This window comes from Gammaproteobacteria bacterium (genome assembly GCA_029880545.1).
Lineage (GTDB): Bacteria > Pseudomonadota > Gammaproteobacteria > Acidiferrobacterales > SZUA-150 > JAOUOD01.
Map to the genome: position 1 here is coordinate 44,352 of JAOUOD010000009.1, position 26,435 is coordinate 70,786.

19 protein-coding genes are annotated in these 26,435 nt (G+C 54.0%); 3 read left to right on the forward strand and 16 right to left on the reverse strand.

Annotation, left to right across the window (positions count from 1 at the left end):
* Positions 1-6: 6 nt before the first annotated feature.
* Positions 7-3,930, reverse strand: a complete 3,924-nt coding sequence (locus OEZ10_11115) for a hypothetical protein (protein MDH5633530.1) — start codon at positions 3,928-3,930, stop codon at positions 7-9.
* A 22-nt stretch (positions 3,931-3,952) separates the two neighbouring features.
* The gene (locus OEZ10_11120; protein MDH5633531.1) at positions 3,953-5,386 is read right to left on the reverse strand and encodes a hypothetical protein; all 1,434 of its coding nucleotides are present in this window, start codon (positions 5,384-5,386) and stop codon (positions 3,953-3,955) included.
* Between the two features lie 233 nt (positions 5,387-5,619).
* Between OEZ10_11120 and OEZ10_11125 the strand changes: the two genes are divergently transcribed.
* Entirely contained in the window at positions 5,620-5,904 is a 285-nt protein-coding gene (locus OEZ10_11125) for a hypothetical protein (GenBank protein MDH5633532.1), read from the forward strand.
* Between the two features lie 156 nt (positions 5,905-6,060).
* On the opposite strand, the gene OEZ10_11130 is transcribed toward OEZ10_11125, so the two are convergent.
* Positions 6,061-8,244, reverse strand: coding sequence for a PhnD/SsuA/transferrin family substrate-binding protein (locus tag OEZ10_11130; protein MDH5633533.1), 2,184 nt, complete (start codon positions 8,242-8,244; stop codon positions 6,061-6,063).
* A gap of 351 nt (positions 8,245-8,595) precedes the next feature.
* On the opposite strand from OEZ10_11130, the gene OEZ10_11135 reads away from it, so the two are divergent.
* A complete protein-coding gene (locus OEZ10_11135) occupies positions 8,596-9,222 on the forward strand; it encodes a chemotaxis protein (GenBank protein MDH5633534.1) in 627 nt (208 codons plus the stop codon).
* 18 nt (positions 9,223-9,240) lie between these two features.
* Positions 9,241-9,969, forward strand: a complete 729-nt coding sequence (locus OEZ10_11140; protein ID MDH5633535.1) for an FprA family A-type flavoprotein — start codon at positions 9,241-9,243, stop codon at positions 9,967-9,969.
* Here OEZ10_11140 and OEZ10_11145 read toward each other — a convergent pair.
* The 13 genes from OEZ10_11145 to OEZ10_11205 all read right to left on the reverse strand — a co-directional run bounded on the left by OEZ10_11145 (position 9,966) and on the right by OEZ10_11205 (position 26,043).
* Positions 9,966-10,736 (reverse strand): CYTH domain-containing protein, encoded by a 771-nt coding sequence (locus tag OEZ10_11145; GenBank protein ID MDH5633536.1) that lies wholly within the window; start codon positions 10,734-10,736, stop codon positions 9,966-9,968. The genes OEZ10_11140 and OEZ10_11145 overlap by 4 nt on opposite strands.
* Before the next feature lie 8 nt (positions 10,737-10,744).
* Complete coding sequence (locus tag OEZ10_11150; GenBank protein ID MDH5633537.1) at positions 10,745-12,262, reverse strand: B12-binding domain-containing radical SAM protein; 1,518 nt, start codon at positions 12,260-12,262, stop codon at positions 10,745-10,747.
* An 88-nt stretch (positions 12,263-12,350) separates the two neighbouring features.
* Complete coding sequence (locus OEZ10_11155) at positions 12,351-13,022, reverse strand: CPBP family glutamic-type intramembrane protease (protein MDH5633538.1); 672 nt, start codon at positions 13,020-13,022, stop codon at positions 12,351-12,353.
* Positions 13,023-13,050: 28 nt separating this feature from the next.
* Positions 13,051-13,623, reverse strand: a complete 573-nt coding sequence (locus OEZ10_11160; protein ID MDH5633539.1) for a GNAT family N-acetyltransferase — start codon at positions 13,621-13,623, stop codon at positions 13,051-13,053.
* Between the two features lie 37 nt (positions 13,624-13,660).
* Positions 13,661-14,422 (reverse strand): ABC transporter permease, encoded by a 762-nt coding sequence (locus OEZ10_11165; GenBank protein MDH5633540.1) that lies wholly within the window; start codon positions 14,420-14,422, stop codon positions 13,661-13,663.
* Positions 14,419-15,345: an ABC transporter ATP-binding protein gene (locus tag OEZ10_11170; GenBank protein ID MDH5633541.1), complete on the reverse strand. Its 927-nt coding sequence runs from the start codon at positions 15,343-15,345 to the stop codon at positions 14,419-14,421. Before OEZ10_11170 ends, OEZ10_11165 begins: the two co-directional genes overlap by 4 nt.
* 227 nt (positions 15,346-15,572) lie before the next feature.
* On the reverse strand, positions 15,573-16,049 hold the full coding sequence (locus OEZ10_11175) for a C-GCAxxG-C-C family protein (protein MDH5633542.1): 477 nt from the start codon (positions 16,047-16,049) through the stop codon (positions 15,573-15,575).
* A 144-nt stretch (positions 16,050-16,193) separates the two neighbouring features.
* Positions 16,194-16,397 carry a 4-oxalocrotonate tautomerase family protein gene (locus OEZ10_11180; GenBank protein MDH5633543.1) on the reverse strand — a complete coding sequence of 68 codons (204 nt, stop codon included), beginning with the start codon at positions 16,395-16,397 and terminating at the stop codon, positions 16,194-16,196.
* 37 nt (positions 16,398-16,434) lie between these two features.
* Complete coding sequence (locus OEZ10_11185) at positions 16,435-17,430, reverse strand: NAD(P)-dependent alcohol dehydrogenase (GenBank protein MDH5633544.1); 996 nt, start codon at positions 17,428-17,430, stop codon at positions 16,435-16,437.
* A gap of 13 nt (positions 17,431-17,443) precedes the next feature.
* Positions 17,444-19,015, reverse strand: a complete 1,572-nt coding sequence (locus OEZ10_11190; GenBank protein ID MDH5633545.1) for an AAA family ATPase — start codon at positions 19,013-19,015, stop codon at positions 17,444-17,446.
* 129 nt (positions 19,016-19,144) lie between these two features.
* Entirely contained in the window at positions 19,145-22,519 is a 3,375-nt protein-coding gene (locus tag OEZ10_11195) for a UvrD-helicase domain-containing protein (GenBank protein MDH5633546.1), read from the reverse strand.
* A complete protein-coding gene (locus OEZ10_11200; GenBank protein ID MDH5633547.1) occupies positions 22,516-25,263 on the reverse strand; it encodes a PD-(D/E)XK nuclease family protein in 2,748 nt (915 codons plus the stop codon). The genes OEZ10_11195 and OEZ10_11200 overlap by 4 nt, the downstream gene beginning before the upstream one ends.
* A gap of 99 nt (positions 25,264-25,362) precedes the next feature.
* Positions 25,363-26,043, reverse strand: a complete 681-nt coding sequence (locus tag OEZ10_11205; protein ID MDH5633548.1) for a hypothetical protein — start codon at positions 26,041-26,043, stop codon at positions 25,363-25,365.
* Positions 26,044-26,435: the final 392 nt, after the last annotated feature.

The window sequence follows — 26,435 nt, forward strand, 5'->3', positions numbered from 1 at the left end:
ATTCCCCTAAAAGTTACCGCCGCCATGCATATGGCCACTCTGGCAACCGAGCCCGTTATTGGTGTCATGGCTTGGCTCGTGGCAGAAGGTACACCAGGCACCCCAGCCGAACTGCTCCTGCTCGCCCTGGGCGTTCAGCGGGAAGGTGTAGGTCGTGCCGCTTACTCCCTGCCAGGCGTTTACGCCACCCACTTGCATCTGCTGTCCCGCTACCGTGATCGATGTGCGCAAATTATAGATATTGCCGGAGCCGTGTGGACTGTGGCACAGCGTGCAGTTCATTGCCGCATAAGCCCCGGTCGGTTGCTTGCCAGCATCATAATCAGCCTGGGTTGCCCAAGGCACTTTCAGGAAACCGCGGGATTGAGAGCTGTTGCCCGTCAGGTTTCCGTGCTGATCCCTGGTGGCGAAAGTATCAGCAATATTGAGCATGGTTGAGCCCGGCGGAAAGAGCACGCCCGGAGGCGGGGTACCGTCATGGCAGGTGAGGCAAAACTGGACGTAATCCGGCTCGGTACAGGTTCCGGGCGGCGGACATATGGCCGATCCAACGGGATTGGTCGGGTCCCAATCCGTTCCCGGGGTACTGGAATAGGTAAAACTGGGCATATCCCCGGTATACGAGTTCAACGGGCTGTAGTCACGCAGCGGTCCTCCCGTACCCGGATTTTTCGGGCGCATGGCAGCGTTGGCGGCATGGGGATCATGGCAATCCTTGCAGCTGAGCGTTGCGCCTGAGAAAGCTTGATCCGCAGGCTGGACATCGTGTTTTTTATTTACCGTACCGTAGTCACTGCCACCGATGTACTCTTGCGGGGTCCCCGAATTGAACTGGGCGAGGACGTTTATCGAGCTTGGCCCATCGGCATCATGGCAAACCAAACAGAATTCGGCGATTGACACGGCGGGACCGCCGGCCGGCGCCAGCAACCTGACTTGCTCGGAGCCGTGGCCGCTGCCATGACAGCCGCCTACGCCATCGCCAAGACAGGTGACCGGCGAAGACGGGAAGGATGCTGAGGGCCGGTTATGTGACGCGTTGGCCCAGGCAACAGGATCGATAATCGGGGGGGCGCCACTGCCGGTAAACGGCGATGTCGCAGTCTGGTCGCTGCCACTGGCAGGCAGGCTACCCGCGTTACCATCGGCATGGCAGCTTAAGCAATGTGGTGCCAGCGATTCCTGGTATGTACTGGTGGTCGAGGTGCCTGGATTCAGCTGCGCGTAACTGGTCACGCCATCATCAAGATTTTTCACTCTCACAGTGCCGGTTTGATGGGTAATCTGGTCATGGCAGACCTGGCAATCGGCCTGGGTGACTACCCCGGAGCCGCCGGTGATATGGCTGCTGAGACCATTGAACTTGGTGGTGATGATCGGCCGTGGGATGGCTCCCTGCTGAGACGAGTGACACGCGGTGCAGTCACCCGCACCCTGGAATTGATTGTTGTGCTGGTGGCAGTTTGAGCAATGCGTATCCGCCGGACCGCAATTACCGCCGCCACCATCATGACACTGATCCGACAATGATACGGACGGGTTGTTGGTATGGTTCTTGGTCAGGGTGTGGCACACCTGGCAAAATCCTCTCGCCTGGTTCGGAGCAGGAGGATTAATGGCATCAACACCACCCTCAATTGCTCGATCAGGGTTATTGGCGGCCACAGGCCCGCCAGGGTACGTCTCGCCCCGCTTGGGCTGGTCGGTATGCAGGAACGCCGGTGTGACCGCGTTGGGCACATATTTGTTCACGTTAGCGCGCAGGTAACTCTTGTTTTGTTGCGTTACGCCTGTCACCGAGTGTGTGCTTACCGTTGTATTGCTTCCTCCTGGATTGTGCAAATCATGGCAAAAGCCGCAATCCACATAGGCAATCGCCGAATTCTTGGTGGGCGTGAGGTGATTGTCGAATTCGAGCTTGGCTGACGCCGGTCCGGTTGGATTATGGCAGGTCTCGCACGTCACCTTCAGCTCTGCGTCACGTGGAAAGAATCCGACATGGCCATTATGACAATCATTGCAAATGAGGCCATTTTCCATGTTGTGGACAAGCACATTCGTGGTCGCCTGGCTGGCTTCTGCCGGGTTTGGCACGTAGGCGATGCTCGCACCGCTGCCGGTATATTCATAGATCGCGACTGTATAATTCGTCAGCTGCGCCAGACCCGTAACCAGCACGCTGTTGCTTGAACCCTGGTAAACCACGAAATTCTGGGAACCGGCCGGTGGCAGTTCCGGGGCCAGCGTGTAGTCAGGGTTGGCCGTGGCCGTGTAATCGTTGCCATCGAGCGGATCGGTTGCGATGGTGAGTGCCGGCCGCAATACGACGATGCTGCCGTCACCGGATCCACGCGTCCAGGAGATGCGCATTGAGGTCGCAGCGACCTGCGGGAAGGTGACATTGGAGGCTTGCACGATGCCGCCGGCTGTAGCCAAAAAGGAACTTTCCGCGGAGTAGCCGGTACCGCTGGAATTGCTTGCCCAGGCGCGGAAATAGATGGTGGCGCCAGTAGGCAGGCCCGTTACCCCCACGGTGAATATACCGGTAGTGGTTCCCCCTTCCGGTACGCTGTTCGGGTAGGGACCACCCGGCGACGTGCCCCATTCCACACCGCGGTTGGTGATAACTGATCCGCCATTTGAGGTGACGTTGCCACCCAGCGTTGCGCTTGTGTCCGTTACGCTGGCAAAAGTCGGAGCGGTTACGGTCGGTAGGCCGGCCGTGGTCGACTGGCTGCTGGTGCCCGGCGCGGTTTGCCGGTAATTGATACCCGTTTGACCCGTTCCAGCACCGGCAGAATAGAACACGGCGACATTATACAGCGTCGCGGCACCCAGTCCGGTGACGATAACGCTGGTTGCCCCTGTGCCACGGTAAACCACGAACTCGGAAGCGCCGATATCGGCACCGCTTCCGTAAGTACTATTGAATACGTGTTCTGTACCGTCGGTCGGCGTGGCCGTTATCGCGTTGGTACTGACAACTACCAGGGCGCCATTACCGTCACCGGCGGGATTGGCCGGCCAGTTAATACGAAAACCGGTTTCGCTGACACTGTCGATGGTGACCGAAGCCGGCGAGTTGGCCGGTTCGGTGTAGAAGCTGTTGTCCGGACCATAGTCGGTGCCCGTACCATTGGTTGCGTAGGCGCGGAAATAAACCAAGGTGCCTGAACTCAGACCACTGCGCAAATGAGAGAAAGCACCGGTCGTGGTACCGCCCTCGGCCAGCGCATTCTGGGTAATAGGCGCCCCGGTGGTATTCCAGACAGTGCCACGGGCTGTGATCGGGTCACCGCCATCACTGGTGATGTTGCCACCCAGGGTAGCTGTCGATGCAGTAACCGCGGCTAACGAGCCAAGCGTGGAAGCACCCAGTGTCGGTGCGGTACCTGCTGCTGCGTTGGGTACTTCGAGTTCGGCCCAGGAAATCTGTACTGATTCATTGCCGCCAAGGCCGCTGGAGGTTAGCTGGAGTGTGAGATTGGCATAATTCGTGATGCCACTGGCATCCGGAATAACAAATTGGTGCAAGGCAAAAGCGCCGCGGGTGGCAGAGACATTGCCACTGTCGAAAATCAGTGTTGCGCCATCGTACAGCGCCGCATTGCAGCGTTCCGGACCTCCGGAGCCCGAGGCCTGGCAGCGATAGCGCAGAATATGGTCATTCAGATTTGCGCCGCCCGGATCGGTAACACTGCTCAGCCCAAAGATCGCTGTGGAGTTGTTGCCATTGCCCGAGTTAATGTAATCGGCGTCGGCAGCGGTGACCTCGTCGATGGCTTCATGATGAGTAGGGGCATTGACGACAGTCCAGCCCGCAGCATTTATCGTCGCATTCGGCCTGGCAAACTGGGCCGCCAACAGCGACGGACTTGCCGCTACGGCAAAAACCAGGCCCAATATCAGCAATAAATTTCTTCTAATCATTTACATCTCTGCCGAATAATCATCATGGAATCGTTAAAACTTCAACCCTGTTACCGTCACCGGTGGTGATTATGGCCGTGCCCATTTGTGAAATCAGCACATCCATCGGCACCCTCAACGTTCCGGCTCCGCTACCGTACTCGCCATAAAAATTCAGAAACCCACCCGTGGCCACATCAAAGACTATTACGGCGGCCCTGAAGTTATCCAGCACGTGAAGCCTTCCAAAGGAATCTGTGTCCAGTGACTGCAAACGGGCGAAAGCCGGCGCGCCAGGAATTTCACATTTACCGGTAAACCAACTACACCTTTGGCCTTTCGTACCGGCAAACGTAATGCTTCTCAACCAGTTTCCCTCAAGGTCATAAACCTGTACGCGTTTATTCCCCTGGTCCGCCACAAATATCTCTTCCCTGTTGGCAATACCATCGCTCATGGTGAGTATCTTGGCATCAACCGGGAACTTCAGTTCGCCCTGCCCTTCTCCGGACTTGCCAATAATACCAACGGGATTATAGGCGATATCGAATACGCGGATATGATTTCTGAGGCTATCGGTGACATAGATATTGCCGAGCATATCGACAGTAATGGCGCTAGGCATTTTAACAAGGCCTTCGCCAAATACCGCCAGCAGTTCACCGTTGGCCGGGTTGTAAACTTCAATATTGTCGCGACCGTCGTTACCGACCAGAATATATCCCCGCCTATCGACCGCCACGCCCAGCGGTTTGTCCAGCCCCTTGATCTCGGCCTTCGGTTTCAAGTCGGCGCCATAGATAAACAGGGAACCCACCCTGGGATCAGTTATATAATAGTCACCACTCATATCGGTGGCCGCGGTAATGCGGGCGAGATATCTCGGCGTACTTTCCAGCAGCAATGCATTGCCGGGAGCTTCACCGCCGGCGCAGAAAGAACGATCGTTAATAAAACTAAGCAGCACCCTGAAATGTTGCAGAAAATACCGGGTAGGACGGCCATTGAACTTGGATTCTGCAATGGTATTTGCGTAGAACAGGCACCAATCGACACTTTCCCAGTAGATTTGCAGATAATTGGTGCTGAAAATGGTCAAATCGGCGAGATCGACAATACCGTCAGCGTTCAAGTCGCTCTTATCGACCGACGGCGGGACGAATTGACAATTGTAGGACCCGACAATGAGCCTAAACAATCGACTGAAGCGGCCTGTTGTGGCCGAGACGTTCTGGCGAAAGTACTTTTCGTTTTGGACGCTTGACTCGTAGAAACGACACCAATCAACCGTTTGCCAGTCCTGCTCAAGATACCTGTTGCTGAAAATCTCAAGGTCAAGAAAATCTACCAATTTGTCGTTGTTGAGATCACTCCTGTCGAAAGAGGCAGCTTCAACAAATGGCGTCCAGGCCAAAACAACAAACAATAAAATTGCGACGATCCCTTGCCTGGCTACATCTTGCATGGACTCGTTCATACCGGCATTCTACGCAGCAGCGCACCTTTATTTTCTGACCACTCAGGTTCAGCACATCCGCCTAAATGAGTGATCTCGTTACCGAATAGAAAATTTCATCCATCCGGCCCAACACTTATCCTGGCATCCTGCGACTTTAAACTTCCGCACCATCGTCCTGATGCTTCCTAATCCCGACTGCAATGGTTTGTTATACACATACAATTTTAGTCTATATTCGGCCCATATGAAAGGTGGAAAGGAAAGGAAATTTCTTTTCCCGGACACTGCTCCGGGACACTGCGGATGGCGCCCACCGCAGGTGGTGGCATCCGGGCGGCCTGCTGGACCGGCCTGGTACCGGGTATCCTGAAGACGAGATTCCCGGATTCAATCAGCGGACACTGGCAATCATCGGTGTGCCCGATGGCTCGCTTGGTGCCATGGTGATAACAAGCGTGGTGAGTCGCCGCGTGGCTGGTCGTTGTCACACAGGGTGCTTAAAACGATTCAAAACCATCTTCTGGACAAGCAGATAATTCATGGAGAACCGCTTTCCGATCGCGGCTTTCGCAAGGAAAACCAGGCCCGGGCAAGCCGAATCAAACAATGCCTGGCTGGGCGTCGCTGTGGAAAATAACATTTGCTTCCTGCGTCATCCGGGTTGACTCACGACCATGCGCCGCCAGGCTAGGCTAGCCGGATATCGGTGTAACTTCTGCCAATGCCATGTTGGGCAACAAAACCTCGACGCGGGTTCCGCGGCCGTCACTGCTTTCGATACCAATAGAGCCGGACAGTATGCCAGCCAACTCCCGGGCTACAGAAAGCCCTACCCCGATACCGCCGCCGACACGCTCAAACGGGCTGAATACCATGCCCAGCTGATCCTCGGATATTCCGCGGCCGCTATCCTGAACAATAAACTTTACCGTTCCAGCACCGGCGGAAAACGCACTGACATGCACATCTCCATCCCGGTAATTGTACTTGATTGCATTGGACAACAGGTTGAACATGATGTGAATCAGCGCGCGCCTGTCCGTATTCAGCGCCAGGTCCTCAGCTACATCGGCATCCACTTTTATGCACTTTTCAGCTGCAATGTCTTGTACCATCTCCAGGCAATGTGTGACTGCCTCGGCTACATTAAACCGGGTTATACTGATTTCATAGCGGCCCGATTCAATACGTGACAGATCGAGCACGTCATTAACAAACTCCAGCAGCATACGGCCGGATACTTCTATCTCGGCAATATTTTCCGCCACGTCCTCGTCGACGGTAATCTTGTCATTCATTCGCAATAATTCGGAAAACCCGAGTATGGCATTCAATGGGGTGCGTAGCTCGTGACTCATTCTTGACAGGAAATCCGTCTTGGCTGAGTTGGCCTTTTCCGCTATATCCCTGGCTTCAATCAACTCCCGGGTTCGTTCAATGACACGAAGCTCCAGGTCGGCATTGGTATCCTGTAACAACTTGATGGCTCGTGTACGATCCAGAAACTGGCTCAGACGATGCGCAATCTCGTTTACCAGCGCAGTCTCTTCTTCAAGAAACGGGCCATGATCATGCTGTTGGGCCTCTTCGGCACAGAATACTTCCAGCTTGCCCGCTTCAATCCCCGCTTCATTGATCGACGCTGTCAGCCGGGAAGGACTTTCCACAAAGGGACTGGACTTCAAGGTTCGGTCCTTGTAGACAATTCTGGCCGAGGTAAGATCCGGATACTGGAAAGACGCTGGAATAATATCAACAATTTCCATGAACGCGCTCTCTACCAGCGAAGAACGAGACAGGATGTCAGATGTCTTGTACAGGCAATTCAGCTCCTTGACCCGTTCCACGAGCATGAAGTTGGCAGCCGCCTGCTTGCTCTTTTGTGATTGAAGACGCCTGTTAATGATGACGATATAAATCATTGCCAACATCAGCATGGCGGCGCCGGCCAGTGCGACCACTATTGCCGCAAAGTAGTTCTTGAAAAAACTGCGAACATCAAAACTTTGCATGTCGCGATACGGTCCGATATTCAGATCCTTCATAAGATCATGAACCGGCTTGTAGTCTTCGACCACGGTCCAGCCAACATAATTGCCCGCTACCGCGGCAGCATCGGTCTCTGGCATGGTTAAAAGTGCCAATGCCACCTGTTGCGCCAGGTTGTTGGGCGCGCCACTCATTTTCGAAAATGGCCATTCAGGATACAAATCCGTGCTCAGGAAAAACGGAAAGCCTTCGACATGTCTTGCATTGATTACTTTCACCTTGTCCAGGGCAATCTCACCCTGTGCCGCCATTCGCTCAAGCATGTCGGTACGAACCACGCCGGCATCATGACTGCCATTCAGTACTGAATAAACAACCTTGGACTGGATGCCGTCCGCGTAATCAAGCGACCCAAGGTCGGCATGGGGATTAAAGTCATGCCTCAACAATTCTCGCCAGGCCACACGCCAGCCGCCAAACGCTCGCTCGGATACGGCAATCATTTTCTTGCCACGAAGATCGGCTATGTTACTGATTTCGGTATTATCGGCACGCGTGAAAATCACGGCACCAAAATGTGTGTAAGGTCTGCCCTGGCGCCGGTTTTTCAGCGTAACCAGTTGACTGGCGCCAAAACGCATCTCCATTTCAATGGACGAAGTGGGATTGGTAAGAACAAAGTCAAACTTGCCCAGCCTGGCGGCCTCCATCAACTCGTCCAGCTTTATATACGGCTTCATCACAAACTTGTGCGGTGCCAGTTTTCCGGACAAGTAATCCGCTGTTGGCTGCCACTGCTCCATGGCTTGCTGTTCACCATTATGGGCACGCAGGCCAATAGTTATCGTATCCGCCTGTGCTGTCACAGATGAACATATTACAGTCACCAATATTGCCAGTCTTGCTATCACTGCCCAGGAGTACTCGCGCCGTTAATTTCGTCTAAAATAATGATGTAATTATCAATGTTACAGACCTACCCCTAAATGTATAACAGTATGTATAACAGTTTTATTAGGTAGTTGACCCCGGATTTACAATTGTTTTAATAAGTTTTAGCAGTTCAATGCTAATGTGTAGCGAGAAACCGGGCGCAACTCTAGCAAATCTGCCTGGCCAAATCAGTATCTTATTTGGCCGCATCGCGTTATCCGGCGGGCGCTGTTTCGTCGTCCGGCGCATAAGGTTTGCGCCAAAACAGTCGATATAACCCTTGCCCAAATACGCGTAATCAAACCATGACAACAGTACAACACTCGAACGAACTGGTCTCACTGGCAAGCATCGCCGCTGAATTACACGCAGTCATGACAGTGGCCCAGGGCGTTTCGCTGGCGGCAAAAAATGCCAAGGTGATCTCGGCACAGGCCGGTGAAAAAGGCCTGGGGTTTCAACCCATCACTAACTTTATTGATGAAATTTCACAAACCGCCATCCAGGGGGTCGACGAAATCAATCGCAAGGCACTGCAGTTATCCCGGCTCGCGGTAACCGAACAACGCAGCTACGACGCCTATCGACGCTTTAGCTCGGTCAAAACCCGGTACCAGGATGCCCGGCATATCGAGTCCATGTACGAGTCCCTGCAGGGCGTGCAAACCACCATGCTGGAAACATCGTCGCGCTTCAAGAAAGATCTCAATCACCTGATGCGATTGCTCGAATCCATGAACGAAACGATGTTGTCGGCCCGCTCCATAGCATCGGTATCGCGTATTGTCACCTCGGATGCCCAGGAATACCGTGCCAAGCTGCAAGTCGTGGCAGATGACCTGGACAAGGCCGCCATTTTTATCAAGGAAAAGGTAACCGACAGTTACAAGCATCTTAATCGTGTTGAAGAGCTGGCTCACAAACACGTTTAACTTTTCACGGAGCGATAAATGAAATCAACCTTATTTTATGACCACGGGCACAAATGGTATGCATTCGGGCGCGACCCGGAACGCCAGGAACAAATTATCGATACCAATCAATACATGGTCGTTGCCGGCAACAACGCCCTGCTCATGGATCCAGGCGGTATCGAGGTGTTTGCGCCCATGCTTGGCGCGATCCTGCATCATGCCCGGGTTGACCAGATTACCGACGTGTTCGCCTCACACCAGGACCCCGACATCATTTCGTCGCTCGGCCTCTGGGACCAGGCATTGCCACACGCAAAATTGCATGCACCCTGGTTATGGGAAGGATTTTTGCGCCACTTCGGTATGGAACATATCGAATACGCCGCCATTCCCGATGAGGGCAGCAGCATCAGTTTCGGATCGGTGGAGCTCCAGTTCATTCCGGCCCACTACCTTCATGCTTCGGGCAACTACCATGTTTACGATCCCAAGGCCAAGGTATTGATGAGTGGTGACGTCGGCGCAGCACTGGAAGCATCCAATGCGCCGCTGTTTGTCGAGGACTTTGACGAACATGTTGGCAAGATGAAAATGTTCCACCAGCGCTGGATGCCTTCCAATCGCGCCAAGAACGACTGGGTCAGTCGCGTACGCCAGCTTGATATTGACTTCATGGCGCCACAACATGGCCGCATCTTCAAGGGTGATGACGTCAAACATTTCCTGGACTGGTTTGAAGCCCTGGAAGTAGGCATCGCAGTTTAACGTTGCATAGTGTTGTTGATAAAGCGATCAAGCTGCTCATATTGCTGATCGCTTAATCGACCGATTGATTCATTTGGAGTGGCATCGACCAGAAATCGGGGCAATGCCAGTCCGGTGACCAGCTTGTTATGGCGCCAGGCGCGCAATCCCGGATACTGCCATGTCAACTTCCTGATCACTGCGGCCGCAATGTCGCGGTCGATACTGTCAATCTCAAGCTCCAGTTCACAGTGCTCTATACGCCGGTCCGGTTTGCCATTAACCTGGTACCAGGTTCGATCCAGTGCCAGCTCCATGGATGACATGGCAGCATCGCATTGCAGGTGCCGTACGATGCGCTCTGTTTTTCGGTGTTGCAGCACAATGAAACCGGCATCGCTCATGAATGCCAACGGATCATGATTGCCATTTCCTGCGATGTTAATCTCGCTACCCAGTCGGGATAGGGCTTTTGCCAGTTCAGTCCCGGTGTTTGACTGCCAACGCCGCTCCCATTCGAACCGTTCGACAAGACCGTTATCAGCAATACGTTCATCTGCCTTGATGGCCACCGATGCCTGGCCCGATTCAACGCGTATACGCAAGGCAATCCCCGCCTTGCCGAGGCAACCATCTGTCGAATCAAAATACCGGTCTTCCAGGATTTTTGTTTGCGCGCCGCCGACACTGCAACCGGCGATGGTGTTCGCACCGGACAGTTCGGCAAGCACCTGGTCCGCAGTCGCGGTGACGGCCAGTTTGAATTCAAGCTCAACAGAGTTATCCATATTCACACTCAGGAGTGGCGTCGCTGGCGAGTTTCTGTCGGGCGCTTGCCCACGTCATTTGAATGTTCATGTTTGTGGGCCATGTCGTACATAAAGCGTGGTTCTGATCGCAAGCCGGATGCCAGGTAGTCCTGCATCAATACCGCTTCGGCCTCAGCAGGCGCGATACCGAAATTCCCGGTCATCGCCTGGTAGACAAAACCGAACAACCGCTCCAACGCAATGCCATGGGTGCGTCCGCACCGGGCATGCAGCCAATCGGAAAAATCAAGAAACCGTTCAAAAGGATTGCTGCCGAGCAACAATGTCCGGCTGTGTTTAAACCTGCCGGAGTTGCCGATCATGTCCCAGTACCGGGCAAACCGCTTGAGCCTTTGCATGGTTGCAAAATCAATCAGTTCATTGCTCAAAATCGTATAAGGCGCCAGCGGGCTGTAACGCATGCCAAAATCCCGGGTATGACGAATAATCGGCGTGCCACGCAGTCGTTTCAGCACACCCACCTGGATCTCGTGCGGGTTCAGCGCCACCAGCCGGTTAAAGCCGTTGGCAAGACTGGTGACATCCTCTCCCGGCAAGCCGACAATCAGATCCGCATGAATATGGGCATTGGTTTCATTTCGTATCCAGCGGAGATTGGCTTCTGACTTCTTGTTATCCTGCTTGCGGCTGATCAATGCCTGCACGTCAGGATTGAAACTCTGGATGCCGATTTCAAACTGGATACTGTGTTCCGGGAACCGGCTGATTACGGCCTTCAATTCATCTGGCAGCTTGTCTGGTACCAGTTCGAAATGCACGTACACAGGTTCTTCACGCATCTTGTCCAGGAAGAATTCCATAATACGGATACTGGTGGCCGTCTTCAGGTTAAAGGTGCGATCAATAAACTTGAAGCTGCGAACACCGCGATCATAGAGCTTCTGTATCTCACCCAGAAACCGGTCCAGGTCAAATGGATAGACGGTCTTGTCCAGTGATGACAAACAGAACTCACAGCGAAACGGACAGCCACGCGATGCTTCGACATAGATCACGCGACGGGCAATATCTTCGCCGGTATACTCATCATATGGCAGGGCAATATCTGAAAGCGAAAACGCAGAGGGACGATACACCTTGTCTTGCGGCAAATCCCCTTTCAGTATCAACCTGCATAAACCCGCAAACGCCAGGTCACCCTGCCCCGGAATCACGTAGTCCGCCAGTTTGCATATTTCCTGGTCATCGATCTCGTAACTGACTTCCGGCCCGCCCAGGACAACGACAGTTTCCGGTGATACGGTCTTGATAATCTGCACCAGTTCACGCGCCTCGCTGGCATTCCAGACATACACACCCAGGCCGATAATCCGCGGCTTGTCACGCAAAAGACCCTCGGCAACATCCGCCAGCGAAGTGTTGATATCATGCTCGATCAAGCGGGTTTCATCACGTAACTCGGCCATGTTGGCCAACAGGTAACGCGCACCCAGGGAGGCATGAATATAACGCGCGTTAAGACTGGCAATGACGATAGTGGACATGAGGCGAGTGTATGTGATCAGGCTGCGCGGAAAAAGACCGGCAATTGTTTTACAGGCAGCCCGACAATTCAGCCGGCCGAACTGCCGCCTACCAGGGACCGGTCAAGGATTGATCCAGGTCCAGGTAGATCAGGGTAATACCAAGGGTATTGACGAAACCGTGGGTGAATATGGAATACCACAAATTATATCCTGACCGAATAAACATGAGACCGAAAAACATGGCCAGGAGACCTGTGCTGAGCACTCCGGACAAACCCTGGTACATATGGGCCAATCCGAAGGGTGCCGACGTGATCAATAATATTACCGCCAGGCTGCGTCGCGAATCACCAAACAACATTTTCAGGCGTGTAATCAGGTAGCCGCGAAAGATGATTTCTTCGGCAAAACCGCCAAAGCCCCAGCCAAGGAGCATCAACACCACGTAACCACGGAAGTTTCCGCGCACCCCGTCAAGACTGGACAGGTCGATACGGTCACCGGTGAGTTTCTCAAACAGGGGATCGAATACCAGGTAGGCCAATAACTGGATGATCAGCCCAAAAACCAGCCCCGCTGCAAGCGCGCGAGTCCAGCTCTCCGGCCGAACAAAGCCGATAGACCTGAAGATACCTTGCTTGCGATTAGCGGCGAGCAAAACCGACACAATAACCAGTGCGACTACCACGCCGACACCGGGAACCAGTACAATAGCCGCCAGGATCAGCAGAATGTACACAGCGATGCTGGTTCGGGTTTCGTGTAACGGATTTGTCATACGTCGATCTCTTCAGTACTTTTATCTGTCATTCATGCCTGGCGCTGTCATGTTGGTGCATCCAGTCTGCGTGAGTGATGCGGTACAACACGTATCGACTATACGGACTGTCAGCCGGCTGACCCGGGAACAGGAAATTCTGTTGCGCATCACGCATGCCAATGCGCTCCATCACGCTGCGCGAGCGTTCATTGGTCTCCATGGTGAAAGCCACGATGAAATCAAGCGCGAGCTTTTCAAACCCGTATTGTACAGATGCCCGCGCCGCTTCTGTCGCGTACCCCTTGCCCCAGAACGGTCGCGCCAGGCGCCAGCCCACACCTACGCAGGGTGCAAATGGCAGATCCGGTGTCGGCTCAAACAATCCCGTTAGCCCGGCAAACTGTCCGGAGGTTTTTTCTTCCAGCGCCCAGAAGCCCCAGCCCCGCTGGTCAATCATGGCGGCGACACTGTCGGCAGTCCGGTTGCTCTCCGGCTCGGTAAATACAACCGGGTCAAATTCTGTTGCCTCGGGATCAGCATTCATCCGGGCAAACGGCTTGTAGTCCGACGGCTTCCATTGCCGCAAAATCAGTCTCTCGGTTTCTATCGAAGCAGTCATGTTTGTCTCCGACTTGCCAATAATTGACATGCGCGATCTACTGACGCAATTTGTAACCGGTCTTGAACACCCACCATACGGCTGCCAGGCACAGCATCATGAAAACCATAACCATGGCCAGGCTGATACCTACTGCAATATCGGCAACACCGTAAAAACTCCAGCGGAAACCACTCATCAGGTAGACCACCGGGTTAAACAAGGTAACCTGTTGCCAGAATGGTGGCAGCATGTTGATAGAATAAAATGCACCACCCAGAAACGTTAGCGGTGTAACCACCATCATCGGTATCAGGCCAAGCTTCTGGAAATCATCGGCCCACAGACCAACAAGGAAACCAAACAGGCTGAAACTTGCCGACATCAGCACCAGGAAACTGATCATCCACAACGGATGCAAAATTTCATAATCAACAAACATCCTGGCCGTAAGCAGGATCAACACACCAAGGATAATGGACTTGGATGTCGCCGCGCCAACATAGCCGATCACCAGCTCAACAAACGATACCGGCGCAGACAGAATTTCATATATGCCCCCTGAAAACTTGGGAAAGTAGATTCCGTAACCCGCATTACCGACACTCTCGCCAAGCAAAGACAGCATCAACAACCCGGGAATGATGAACTGGCCATAGCTGACTCCGCCAATCTCGCCCATACGTGAACCTATTGCCGAACCAAACACGATGAAATACAGCGAAGTCATCAGGATTGGTGACGCCACGCTTTGACCCAGGGTGCGCCACATGCGCGCCATTTCATGAATATAAATTGCCCGTATGGCGTGCACGTTCATTTCTTGTCTCTCAGCAGGCCGACAAAAATATCTTCCAGCGAGCTCTGGCTGGAATGCAAATCCCTGATGTCGATACCGGCCTGCTCCAGCTTGCGCAACAACTGCGGGATGCCCGTGTGATCCTTGTGTACATCAAACGTATAGCTGATCTGGTCGCCGGACTCCGACAATTCCAGCGTATAGTCGTCAAATCCCGGGGGCAAGTCTGACAATGGCTGTTGCAGGGATATGGTGAGCTGTTTCTTGCCCAGCTTGTTCATCAATACACTCTTGTCCTCAACAACGCTGATCTCACCGTTGTTAATGATACCGATCCGGTCCGCCATATCCTCTGCCTCATCAATATAATGAGTGGTCAGGATTATCGTAACGCCACTGTCGCGCAGGCGCCGAACCATCTGCCACATATCATGGCGCAGCTCTACGTCAACACCGGCTGTGGGCTCATCCAGGAACAGCACCTCGGGTTCATGCGACAGCGCCTTGGCGATCATGACCCGGCGGCGCATGCCGCCCGACAAGGACATGATCCTGGAGTCGCGCTTGTCCCACAACGACAGGTCACGCAAAACCTTTTCAATGTATGACTCATCCGGCGCATGGCCGAACAGGCCACGGCTGAAACGAATGGTGGGCAATACGCTTTCGAAGGTGGCAACCGGCAACTCCTGGGGCACCAGGCCAATTCGAAACCTGGCTTCCCGGGAATGAGTTCCGGTATCAAAACCGTCCACTTCCACGGTACCTGATGTCGGCGTGACAATACCGCAAATGGTGCTGATCAAGGTGGTTTTGCCGGCTCCGTTGGGACCCAGCAAGGCAAAAATCTCGCCGCGACGAATATCAAGATTGATATCCTTCAGCGCGTGCAATCCTGACGCATAGGTCTTGTTGAGATTTTTGATGGATATAACGGGTTCCACCCACCCTCCCGAGCATGGATAAATCAATTTAATGGAATTTGCCAGCGCACAACCAGAGGGGCCATGAGTAACATAAAATCGGTTGCGTGGCTACCGGCCACCGAGGCGGTGGTTTACCTGGACCGCCAATGACAAAGACATGGAAACCCAGGCAGCCCGACAAGGCATTAAACAAGAAACCATGCGGGTAAACCCGGCGAGGCCTGCATGGTTTCAGGCAAAAGGCGTCAGGCCATCATCTCTACAACCCAGCGCGTGACCATACCGGTTGCATTGGCGCATTGATTTTTTCTGTCCCGGTCAAACTGCTGGTACTGTTCCGTATCCCACATGTCATAGGTTCTGCCGGTAAACTGCTTTTGCAGCTCCTCGCAGGTGATACCGCCGAACTCCTGCTGGAACTTCTCCACCAGTTTTCTGCCAGCCTGGAAGTTGCCAATAAACCGGCCTTTGTCGAACTTGTCCCGGTCACGTCCACGCTTGCAACTCAGTGCCAGCAAGCCACCGGTCAGTGCGCCACATGCGCCCTGGCCCATCAGGCCGCCGCCGCCAGACAGGCCATGACTGGCCTTGATGGTTTCATCGGTAACGTGGCCGACAGTCTCCTTGATGGTCGTCAACACGCATTGAGGACAGCAACCGAATTGCAATTCGTACTCAAATGCCTTGCGATAAGCCTCTTCACCCAGCTTGCCTTTATCCATGATCAACTCCGGCGGATGTGGACACGGCATCATATTGAGTAAATTCGGCAAAATCGTTATTGACCTGGATCAACGTCGAAATGAATATTTGACACCGTGCAACCTTGGTCCGGTATCCCGGAAAAATACGCGGATCAGTCGCGGTTACAACCCGCGCTTGCGCCTTTCAGTAACTGTTTCACCGGCTATGCCCCAGTTATCGGTTTCCACCTCGTCAATGATAACCACGGTGGTCTCCGGATTTTTCCCCAGCACATCCTGGAGCAGTTGCGTGACCCCATGGATCAGCTGTTGTTTCTTTTCACGGGTAACGGCTTCGTTTGTAATCCTGATATTTACGTAAGGCATACATTTTCCTTTTTGCCTGGTGTCGGTCACCCGGCTGCTATGATTCACTGTCCAGGTTTATCACCACATTTCCCGTCTTGTGCTCCTCCGCCACGTATCGATAGGCTTCAATAATTTCATCAAAACGATATTGTCGATCAATAACCGGTTGCCATGACCCGGCTTCTATCATTCGATTTCTCAACGCCAGGCTGTATGGAATATCTGTCGGGAACGGTGACACGGCATAACGGCCGCCGAGGACAAACCTGATCAATGGGGTGATTATCGGCAAAAAAATGTTTTGTGCCATAAATCCCAGGTCGGAAGAAACGTATATGCCGCCGCGCCTGAGCAAACGATAACATCTGAAGAACGATGCCTTGCCCACCGCGTCGAACACCAGGTCATATCGTTGTGAATCGTGCTCAAAGACTTCATTGGCGAAGTCCTGTTTTGTATAGTCAACCACCTTGTCGGCGCCCAGCGTTCTGAGCAAGCCGGTATGCCGGGTCGAGCATACGGCGGTTACCGCCAACCCGCGAAACTTGAGCAACTGCACTGCCGCAGATCCTATTGCGCCGGAAGCCCCGTACACCAACGCGCTTGTCGATGCCCGGGAATACAGCTTCCTGGTTGAATTCCAGGCGTAATGCAAACCTTCCGAACCGGCGGCAGCCTGGGCAAACGATATACTGTCAGGCATACGCACTGCGTAGTCCGCCTTTACCACCAGGTACTCTGCATGTGCGCCTGCGCCCAAATCCTGGAACCCGTATACCCTGTCGCCAATTTCAAATCCGGATACCGCTTCCCCGGTTGCTTCGACAACCCCGGCGAATTCGCTTCCCGGTATCGGCCAGCGCGGGCGAATCAGCCCGGTAACCAGTCGCGCCAGGAATGGAATGGCCCTGATGGTGGCATTGTCGGTTCGGTTGACGGTTGTGGCATGAACCTTTACAAGCAACTGATCCCTGGCGGGAACCGGCCGCTCCAGCTCCACCACCCTCAATACTTCCGGTCCGCCATATCGCTGATATAAAAGAGCCTTCATAACATGACTCCTGTCATGTCCTGATACGTTGCGCCAACAGGGTCGGATCAACAACTCGTTCCGTGTTCACTTCAATAGCAAAGCACTGCTCGGGTTCCTTGAGCGGCCGCCACATGCCGAGCTGCATCTCCAGTACCGGTAAATCTGCGTCGGATACACCGGGCTCCCTGCTCGCGATTCTCCGGCGCAAGGTTTCTTCGCTGGCGCTGAACTCCAGGATCACGAACCGTACATTGCAGTTGCAGGCCAATCGATGAAACATTTCGCGTTCGTGATAATGCAGGAATACTGCATCAACAATCACTGCGTACCCCGCTTTGAGTGCTACCCCGGCCAGTCGCAGTAACCTTGCGTATGTCTTTTCCGATGCTTCAATGGAATATAACTTTTCAGTACTGACCGACGGCCCGGTTCGCCCGGGATACAACCCAAACATTCGTTTGCGTTCCACGTCGGAACGTATGCGTATTGCACCGAGCTGTTCCAGCAATGGTCTCGTGACCGTGCTCTTGCCTGATGCAGACACGCCGTGAGCTATCACCAGAACAGGCTGTTCCGGACTGGTATAGCGCAATGCAAGGCGTATGTACTCCAGGAAATCCTGCCTGGCCTCAAGTGCCTCGTTTTTGCTGATTCCAGGCTGGTGCCAACGAATGGCGTCTACCTTGGCACGCACCAGCGCCCGGTAGACCAGGTAAAATCTTAACAGCTGGAGACCATCGTAATCCCCGGTCCATTCGAGCCAGGCATTCAGGAATCGTTGCGCCAGCCGTGATTGCTTCCTGTCCTGCAAATCCATAACCAGGAAAGCAATGTCGCTGATAACATCTATCCAGCGAAGATCAGCACTGAATTCGATACAATCAAATACCAGCGGCTCCCCATCCAGCCATGCGATATTGCGAAGATGCATATCGCCGTGACATTCACGTATAAAGCCATCGCGCTTGCGCTGCTCAAGCAGTGGTCGCAGCCTGTCAAACGCTTCCTTGCTCCATTGCTCAAGAACGCGAAGATCAGAAAGTATTTTTTCCCCGGCTACCCGCTCGGTGATTTGCCTGAAGTTTTCCTCTACAGGTTGCCAGACATGATCGGCGTCACCATATGAAGCGCCCGCACCATTCCGTGGCGCATGAAGATGAAACTGCGCCACTACTTTTGCCAGCTCATCAATATGTCCGCCGTTCAATTCGCCCCGGGCCAGCATCCGGTCGAGCTGGTTTTCCTGGGGAAATGCCTTCATCTTCACGGCGTAGTCAACAGCGTTGTCATAATCGCTCTCGCCACCCCAGCGCAGGCCTTCAGAATCCGGAATTACGGGAACTACAGACAGGTATAGCGATGGCGCCATGCGTTTATTCAGGCGCAATTCTTCTTCGCAATAGAAGCGACGCTTATCCAGCGTGGAGAAATCGAGAAATCCCAGGTTGACCGGCTTCTTGATTTTATAGACATAATCACCGGCAAGAATCACCTGCGATATATGGGTTTCAATCAATTGACAATGTGAGACAGGCGGATCATATATGGCCGGGTCCAGCAGTGACTGAACGGATAACCCTTCTTCTGTGACTATTGCGCTCATGAATCCAGGTCCTGTTTCCCGGAGAGGCCGGTTTGATTATAACAAAAACTGCTCTCGAGTCTTTATTGCGATACGGTTACCGGAATGCTTGTCATCGGCAAATCACACGGATATGACAAAATACGCACGTCATTGCCACTCACGCCACGCCTGCAATAACGGAAAATACAGCGCCAGTTTTACTGGTCGATCTTCGAGCTGCTTCATGATTCGGGCATAGTCGTCCAGCTGTTCCCGGTAGCGATCCACCTCGCGATCAAGAAACTCGTCCAGGCCGCCACCACTGTGACTGCTGGCCTTGTAATCAATAATCCAGCGCACGCCATCTTCATCTATAAAGGTTCTGTCAATGATGCGATTGCTGATCCTGCCCTGCTGTATGGTGGTCAGGCGATATTCACACTGCGCCTGTTCATGCGCCTGCAGTAGCCAGCGACCCTTGCTGTCACGCAATGTTTTCACAAGCGCATCAATGACGCGTTCAACGGCCCGATCCAGGTCGCCAGCACCGAGTCCCAGGCGCTCGAGCAAGCATCGGTAACGGCCCTGCGCCTGCCGAATACGCTGTTCACTCCAGCCTTCAGCACCCTCTTCAGCCATGTGCTGCAACACCCTGTGCACCACGGTGCCCACATATCGCGCTGCCTGGCCAGCCCACTCGTATTCAACTGCTTGCTCATCCCTGGCGATATCATCAATACCCTGCCATAACATGGATGCCGGTGCGCCAGGAGCGCTCCAGGACAGTGGCAAGCGATCAACGCCTTGCGCCGAGCGGTAACCCGCATCATCTTGCTGTTCCGGCTGCACGTAATCACCAAAGGCATCGTCATAAATATCCTGCACTACGGGCCAGAGTATGGCTAACAGTGATGTGGATGGCGGCGTGCCAGGCTCCAGGTCTCCATTGCCGTCAGATTTTGGCTTTACATGACCGAGCAGATGCACATGGCTCTTTGCCCGCGTTACCGCGACGTAAAGCAAACGCGTGGCTTCGTTAATATTGCGCCTGGCTTCCAGTTGTTTCAGGTACTGGTATATCGCGTCTTCATTTTCGCCGGTACCATGTACCGGTGCCAGTAACAGGGCGTTGCGGTTATGCGTAACCGGAATTTCTGACCACAACAACAAGGCCTTGTCATCAGCGCGCGATGTCCGACCGAGCCCGGGAATGATTACAGTATCGAACTGTAACCCTTTCGACTTGTGTATAGTCATGAGCTGCAACCGGGCATCGCCATCGCTGTCGGGTGCTGCGTACAGGTCCTGGATTAACGCTTCCAGCCTGAGTGGATCATGCAGTTCACCTGCCTGTTCAAGATGCTCGATACGATCAAGCAGTACCGATACATCATGCAAATCGCTTTGCACGTAGACACAGGCCGGACCAGCCAGTGCCAACCACGTACCTTCAATCAATCGTCGCCAGCTTCGGCGGCCAACATCGGCAAGCGCTGCATCCAGTATTGGCAACACCCGCAGTACTCGCTGACGACCATCCTCGCCCAGCGAAGCAATGGCCTGTTCATCATGCAGGCGCGAGTAAATCAACGCATGGCGATCATCAGCAAGCCTTAACAGGTCAGCATGCTCCAGGCCACACCAGGGCGCACGCAGCACCGATAACCACGCCAGCCTGTCACCACGATGCATTAGCGCGCGCGCCAACGCAACCACATCCTGGATAACCTGACGTTCGGCAAGACTGTCAATATCGACAGCACGATAACCGAGGCCGGCATGACGCAGGGCGGCAACAATATCCACCAGGTGACTGCGACTGCGCACCAGGATTGCGATGCTTGCGTCGGCATTCGCCTGTCTCGTTTGCCTGATCACATCCAGTACCCGTTGCGCCTCGGCCTTGCGGTCCATATCAACAAACGGGTGCACGGTAACGGATGAGTCATCATTCGCCTTGCGGCTTTGCGACGGCGCATAGGTGACCGCGCCGACAGCCTGGTCTTCCTGTTGCGGGAAGATTCGGGCGAAACTGCTGTTCACCCACTCAATTACCGGTATACACGATCGAAAGTTTTGTGTGAGCTGAACGTTTTCCAGAAGAACCTCGCCCACTCCTTCGCGCCGGGCACGCAGGTACAAACCCACCTGCGCTTCGCGGAAGCGGTAGATGGATTGCATGGGATCACCAACCACAAACAGGGTACGCCCGTCACCTGCCTGCCAACCCGCAGTCAACTGGTTTAATAACTGGTATTGGCTGACTGATGTATCCTGGAACTCGTCCACCAGCAAATGACTGATGCGGTAATCCAGCGACAAGGCCAGGTCAGTGGGATTGTCCGCATCACCCAGGGCGCGATTGGCTGCCTGGGCAACCTCGACAAAATCCACTTCGCCGGTTTCGGCAAAAACAAGCTTCAATTGTGCCGCAGCAACAGGCAATACTTCTGTCAACGCTTCAAACACAGCCCATTGTTCATCGGTATACCTGGCGGTGGGCAGTTTGCGCACAAGCGCCAATACTTCAAGCAAGGCATCATCATCGCAAACGGAATCAATTATCGCCATCATGGCCGCCTTGTGCTGCGCCAGTTCAGATTTTTCCGGTTCCTTGCTTGCCGTCGGGAAGCCGCAGTTCTTGTCGAGGCGGCTGCGCCAGCCGTCACTATTGGTCAACAGCAAATTCGCCAACTGCTTCCAGGTATCCAGGTCATCAGGACCTGCCCCGGGTAGCTGCTGAAGATCGCCCAACCGATCAGGCGCCTGCTTGCCTTCCGGCCATAACGCTGCAGCTCTTCGTGCAATAGCAGGAAGATTCTCCAGTCGTCCCGCTATGCATTCGACCAGGTGTTGCAGTTCGCTGCCAACCAGTTGTGCCAGTACTGCTTCCAGTGTTTCGCGCTCGATCTCGGCATTCTGACCAGCACCAAGATGACGCAACCATTGGTCACGCCGGGCCAGCATGGTCGACAGCAGTACCTCGACCCTGTTGAAATTATTGTCCAGGTGCAACAGCAATCGCTCTACCGATGGACTCCAGCTGTCATCGCTGTCGAGCGCCAGCAAGGTGGTGCGGCGGGCCGCCTGCACGTACAGCGATTGCGGATCCGCCGCCATTCCCGGTGATGCGCCGAAACGCGACAGGATCGGCATTTGTCTTGCAAGGGAAGCACACAAGGCGTCAAACGTCAGCACGCGCAATCGACTGGGCTGGTCCAGCAATTGCCATTGCTGTTGCCGGTCCTGTTCCAGGGCGGCACGACCCAGCAACCAGGTCTTGTGCTCATGCGGCTCGCCGGGCTCGGTATCATCGGCGCTGCGACGCAAAGCGTCGGTGATGCGTCGACGCATTTCCGAAGCCGCCTTGCGGGTAAAGGTGATGGCGATAATTTCTTCCGGCTTGCCGACCACGGCAAGTAATGACAAGTAGCGCTGCGTCAGTAACTCGGTTTTACCTGATCCGGCCGGCGCCTGAACAATGAAGGAGCCGGTAACATCCAGTGCGCGATCGCGCTGATCCTGATCAATGGCCAGGCTCATGCATCTTCTCCTGCTGTCCGGCCATTGTGCTCAAGGCGCTTGTCGAGTTCATGGATACGGCACAGTGATTCCATACCGCAATAAGTACAGGCCCCGCTATCGCGCGGATCCACCGCTGCATCACCTTCCATGTAGGATTGCGCCAGGGCGTTAAGCACCTGTTGCCAGTGCTCGCGAATCAGATCAAACGAAGCGTACTGTTCCTCACCCTTGCGAATTGACCGATGCTTGCCAACGGTGGCAGCCCCGGGCGCCTCAACACCTTCAACAACAATGCCATCAAATTGTTTGGCCACGCCCTTTTTCATGCAGCCAAACATGACACCGGCAACACGCCGATCTTTCATCAACTCATCAAACTCAACGTACAGGGGCAATTGCGGTTCTTCCGGTCGCTCGCCCAGCCACTTGCGAATTGACGTATCGCCGGTCTTGTAATCAATAGCAATAACACCTTCCAGTGTTTCATCCAGTCGGTCTATCTGGGTATTCAGCTGCAAGCCGCCAATCATCGCCGTGCTGCGTTGTTCCAGCGCCGCTATGGTAAACGGCGTACGCTGCTTCTCGCCTTCAAGCCAGTCGCTGACAAGTTGCAGCAATCGTGTCTTTTCAAGTTCAACGAATCGAAGCGGCTGCTGCTGTGGCTGCTGCTGCATGAATGCATCGACACATTGATCAACCAGCGGCTTCAGATCGGTCGAGAGATTATTCATGGCGCATAATCGCTCATGGGATTGTATATTGCCCCAGACCGCCTGCATCACCGAGTGGACCAGGCTGCCACGCTGGCGCGGATCCAGTCCAGCGGCCGGCTCTTCCAGCGGCCGGATGTTCAGCCGGTAGGAAGCAAACGCAGAAAACGGACAGGCTGACTGCAGTCTTAACAAGCCGGTACCGCCGCGCACCGGTACATTGGTTGGCAATGGATTGGCGGCGTCAGTCAGTACTTCCATCCCCGGTGACCGCCTGTAAACAAGCTGCGCATACGGGGACAACTCGATTCTTTCATTATTGGTGACAACCTGTTCTGCATCATGGCACTCAACGCCGGCTATGAACGGGCTGGGCGCCAGCTCCTTGTCACCATCCATGGCAGGCCAACTATAAATCACTTCATCAGCACTGCCAGCCAGGCGCTCGTGCATGGTCTTGATGAAAGCATGTTCGCGTTCCGCGGATGAATGGGGCAAGCCAAATTGTCGCTGCAAGCTGACCGGCAACAACGCATTGGGACTGGCTGCAGGCGGCCAGGCCTCATCAGTCAGACCGCAGATCCATAAAGCATCAAAGCGCATACCGGTTGATTCCAGTGCACCCAGCAATTGAATTGGCGCTGGTGGTGCCTTGACCTGAAAAATCTTTTCACGAGCTATACGCTGCAACAAACCAATCGCCTGTGCCAGGCTCAACCTTTCGGTAAACCGGTCGAGTCCGGCCAGTTCGCTGATGACCTCATCCCATTGGCCGTAAGCCTGGTATTCCTCGCTGTTCAGCGAACGTCCCGGCCAACCATAATTATTGAGCACCTCGACAAAGGATTGCGCCCATGCCGAAGCCCCCTGTCGCGCGGGCAGCTTGTCGACGCAAGCAATCATTGCATCCAGCTGGGCAACAAATAATGGGCAGTTCTCGCCATCATTGATCTTCTTCAGGTGAGATCGCAGGCCGAAGATATTGCTGCTGACTATATTATAGTCACGCAACCTGATATCCAGCGCGACACGCCCGCTTCGTTCAGCCTCACCACCGGCGATGTACGGCGTGTGCAAAATGGCACTGACATGGTCGTAAACGAGCGTGCGCTGAATGCTCTGGCACAAAACAAGCGCTGTCCCGATCACGGGCACATCAGCCAGCGAACTCCCCATTGAAATGGTATAAGGGCGACTGGCGATAGCTGTCCCGGGAATTACTGCGGGCGGAACCAGCACATCGTCAAATATGCGTGCCACCTCGTGACGACGCTGACCAAGATCCGGCACAACCACGGCAACATGCTGCACGCCGGCTTCGTGTTGCTGCCTGGCCCATTGCGCGGCGACCTGTAGTTCTTCACGCGCATCAGCCAGGCAAACCTTGCGCTGATTCGATTCAACAGGTTCCTGTTGTACAGGATTGATGGCGATGCCTTGCTGCTCAAGTGCTTCCAGCAATACCTGTTGATCCGGCGTGACTTCATCAAAACCGGCCAGGCGTAGTTCTCGCGGAATTGCGCAAACCAGGTGCTCAAGCTGTCGAGCCAGGTGCTGAACAAGGCTTGCGTTATCGAGCCAGTGGTTTCGCTTGCACAGATCACGAAACTCTCCGGCCCATTGCATGAATCTTTGCGTTCCCGCATCAGCAGAAGATTGCAGCAGCCTGTCCGGCACATGCCATTGTCGCCACAGGTTCCAGGCCTGTTGCGCGGTTTGTGCCAGTGACGAGGTCTGCATCAATTCGGCGCCGAGCGGATCGTTCTGGACAATGCCAAGCCAGCATTGTCGCTCCTGTTGCGCGGTCAACAAACCGGGATTCGGTTGATCAGACACCAGGACCAGCTGCTCCCACAAGCTGTCCAGCCATGCGGACCACGGCATTATGGCCGGGCTTCGCCAGGTATCCAGACCGCGGCGCTGCTGATTCAGGCTGTAATGCAGCTCAAGATACCGGCCAAGCCTCTGGTTGGCTGTAATAACCAGCCCGCCCTGCTCCAGATAGCCGAAAAGCTCAGGGCTTATATACTTGTTATTAATTGACTGCTCCATGGGCATACCATGCCACAGTCGAGCCCTTTACCGAAACAAAAACATAAAAAAACGGGAACCGGACTCCGGCTCCCGTTATCAAGCTACCCTCCCAACCAATCAGGCTTTATCTGAAAACAGCCAGACCGATAATCGACAGCGGTCTCCCAGTGATTCGTCCCTGGCCATTCCGACAAAAACGTTCTCGCGATGGATGACAGCTGATTTCTTCTTGCGGAAACTTGAATGCATAACCACGTTTTCGTTAACCGACAGTCCCGCACGCAGTGTCGACAATATCTCGGTCATTTCGGTGAGGTTGTGTCTTCCCTGGCCGACACTGACAGCAAAAAACGCAGACTTCAGGGTATCACGCTCATAGCCTTGGGCCTGCAGAACCGGGAGCACGCTGTCCTCAAAAAACACGCTAAAGCTTTCGACCGGGCTGGAAACAAAAGTTTCATAGCCGAAATCGAATACAGATTCCGGGAACCGGCTGGAGAGCAGCTCCGGATTGTTATTAAGGTAGAACGGCGCCAGCGGAGCCGGTTCATAGATTACCCGGAGCATATCCAGGTAGGTCTGTAAAAACAGGTCTGGACGGGCAACGCTGCCAACCGGGCGCTGACCCGTGGTGCCGTCAGCCTGCATCGTATCCACCTGGCCAATGGCTACCGCGTTAAAAAGCTTGTCGATGGCGAGCGCCTGGTCCCTGAAACCCTGGGCAAGCTGAACCGGCCAGGTTGCGACTGCCTCTGTTGCAGATGAAACACTGGATGAACTGTTAACTGTTGATTGCATAACTACTTGCTCTGAAAATTACTGCCTGCGCATCACTGATCAAAGTGATGCAACCCTCGCCTACAAGCACGCAGGTAACCCTGACACGACTTGGCGCCACCTTCCTTGCAACTTGCAAATATGCAAAATCCCTGGAATCAGGATTGATAGAAACAACGATTGCCATCTGTAACTGTGCCCGCCATCAGAACGGTAAATGCCTGACTATCGACTTTACCTGGCCTGTGCGCGGGTGAACTACAGATTCGTTACCCCCACCCTCTATCTGCCTTCCTCGAAAATAACTATAGCAGGCAAAAACAAAACTTCCTCCATAAAATAAATCGGGTATTGAATTTACATGGCCCGCAACAAATAACATTATATATGCATGCAATCAGACTACCGGCTGC

Excerpts from the sequence above, each read along its gene's own strand:
- OEZ10_11115 (MDH5633530.1), bottom strand. The coding sequence starts at position 3,930 with ATGATTAGAAGAAATTTATTGCTGATATTGGGCCTGGTTTTTGCCGTA.
- OEZ10_11150 (MDH5633537.1), bottom strand. The coding sequence starts at position 12,262 with ATGTCCACTATCGTCATTGCCAGTCTTAACGCGCGTTATATTCATGCC.
- OEZ10_11175 (MDH5633542.1), bottom strand. The coding sequence starts at position 16,049 with ATGGATAAAGGCAAGCTGGGTGAAGAGGCTTATCGCAAGGCATTTGAG.
- OEZ10_11160 (MDH5633539.1), bottom strand. The coding sequence starts at position 13,623 with ATGACTGCTTCGATAGAAACCGAGAGACTGATTTTGCGGCAATGGAAG.
- OEZ10_11190 (MDH5633545.1), bottom strand. The coding sequence starts at position 19,015 with ATGAGCGCAATAGTCACAGAAGAAGGGTTATCCGTTCAGTCACTGCTG.
- OEZ10_11180 (MDH5633543.1), bottom strand. The coding sequence starts at position 16,397 with ATGCCTTACGTAAATATCAGGATTACAAACGAAGCCGTTACCCGTGAA.
- OEZ10_11140 (MDH5633535.1), top strand. The coding sequence starts at position 9,241 with ATGAAATCAACCTTATTTTATGACCACGGGCACAAATGGTATGCATTC.
- OEZ10_11120 (MDH5633531.1), bottom strand. The coding sequence starts at position 5,386 with ATGAACGAGTCCATGCAAGATGTAGCCAGGCAAGGGATCGTCGCAATT.
- OEZ10_11165 (MDH5633540.1), bottom strand. The coding sequence starts at position 14,422 with ATGAACGTGCACGCCATACGGGCAATTTATATTCATGAAATGGCGCGC.
- OEZ10_11145 (MDH5633536.1), bottom strand. The coding sequence starts at position 10,736 with ATGGATAACTCTGTTGAGCTTGAATTCAAACTGGCCGTCACCGCGACT.
- OEZ10_11185 (MDH5633544.1), bottom strand. The coding sequence starts at position 17,430 with ATGAAGGCTCTTTTATATCAGCGATATGGCGGACCGGAAGTATTGAGG.
- OEZ10_11205 (MDH5633548.1), bottom strand. The coding sequence starts at position 26,043 with ATGCAATCAACAGTTAACAGTTCATCCAGTGTTTCATCTGCAACAGAG.
- OEZ10_11135 (MDH5633534.1), top strand. The coding sequence starts at position 8,596 with ATGACAACAGTACAACACTCGAACGAACTGGTCTCACTGGCAAGCATC.
- OEZ10_11200 (MDH5633547.1), bottom strand. The coding sequence starts at position 25,263 with ATGGAGCAGTCAATTAATAACAAGTATATAAGCCCTGAGCTTTTCGGC.
- OEZ10_11195 (MDH5633546.1), bottom strand. The coding sequence starts at position 22,519 with ATGAGCCTGGCCATTGATCAGGATCAGCGCGATCGCGCACTGGATGTT.
- OEZ10_11155 (MDH5633538.1), bottom strand. The coding sequence starts at position 13,022 with ATGACAAATCCGTTACACGAAACCCGAACCAGCATCGCTGTGTACATT.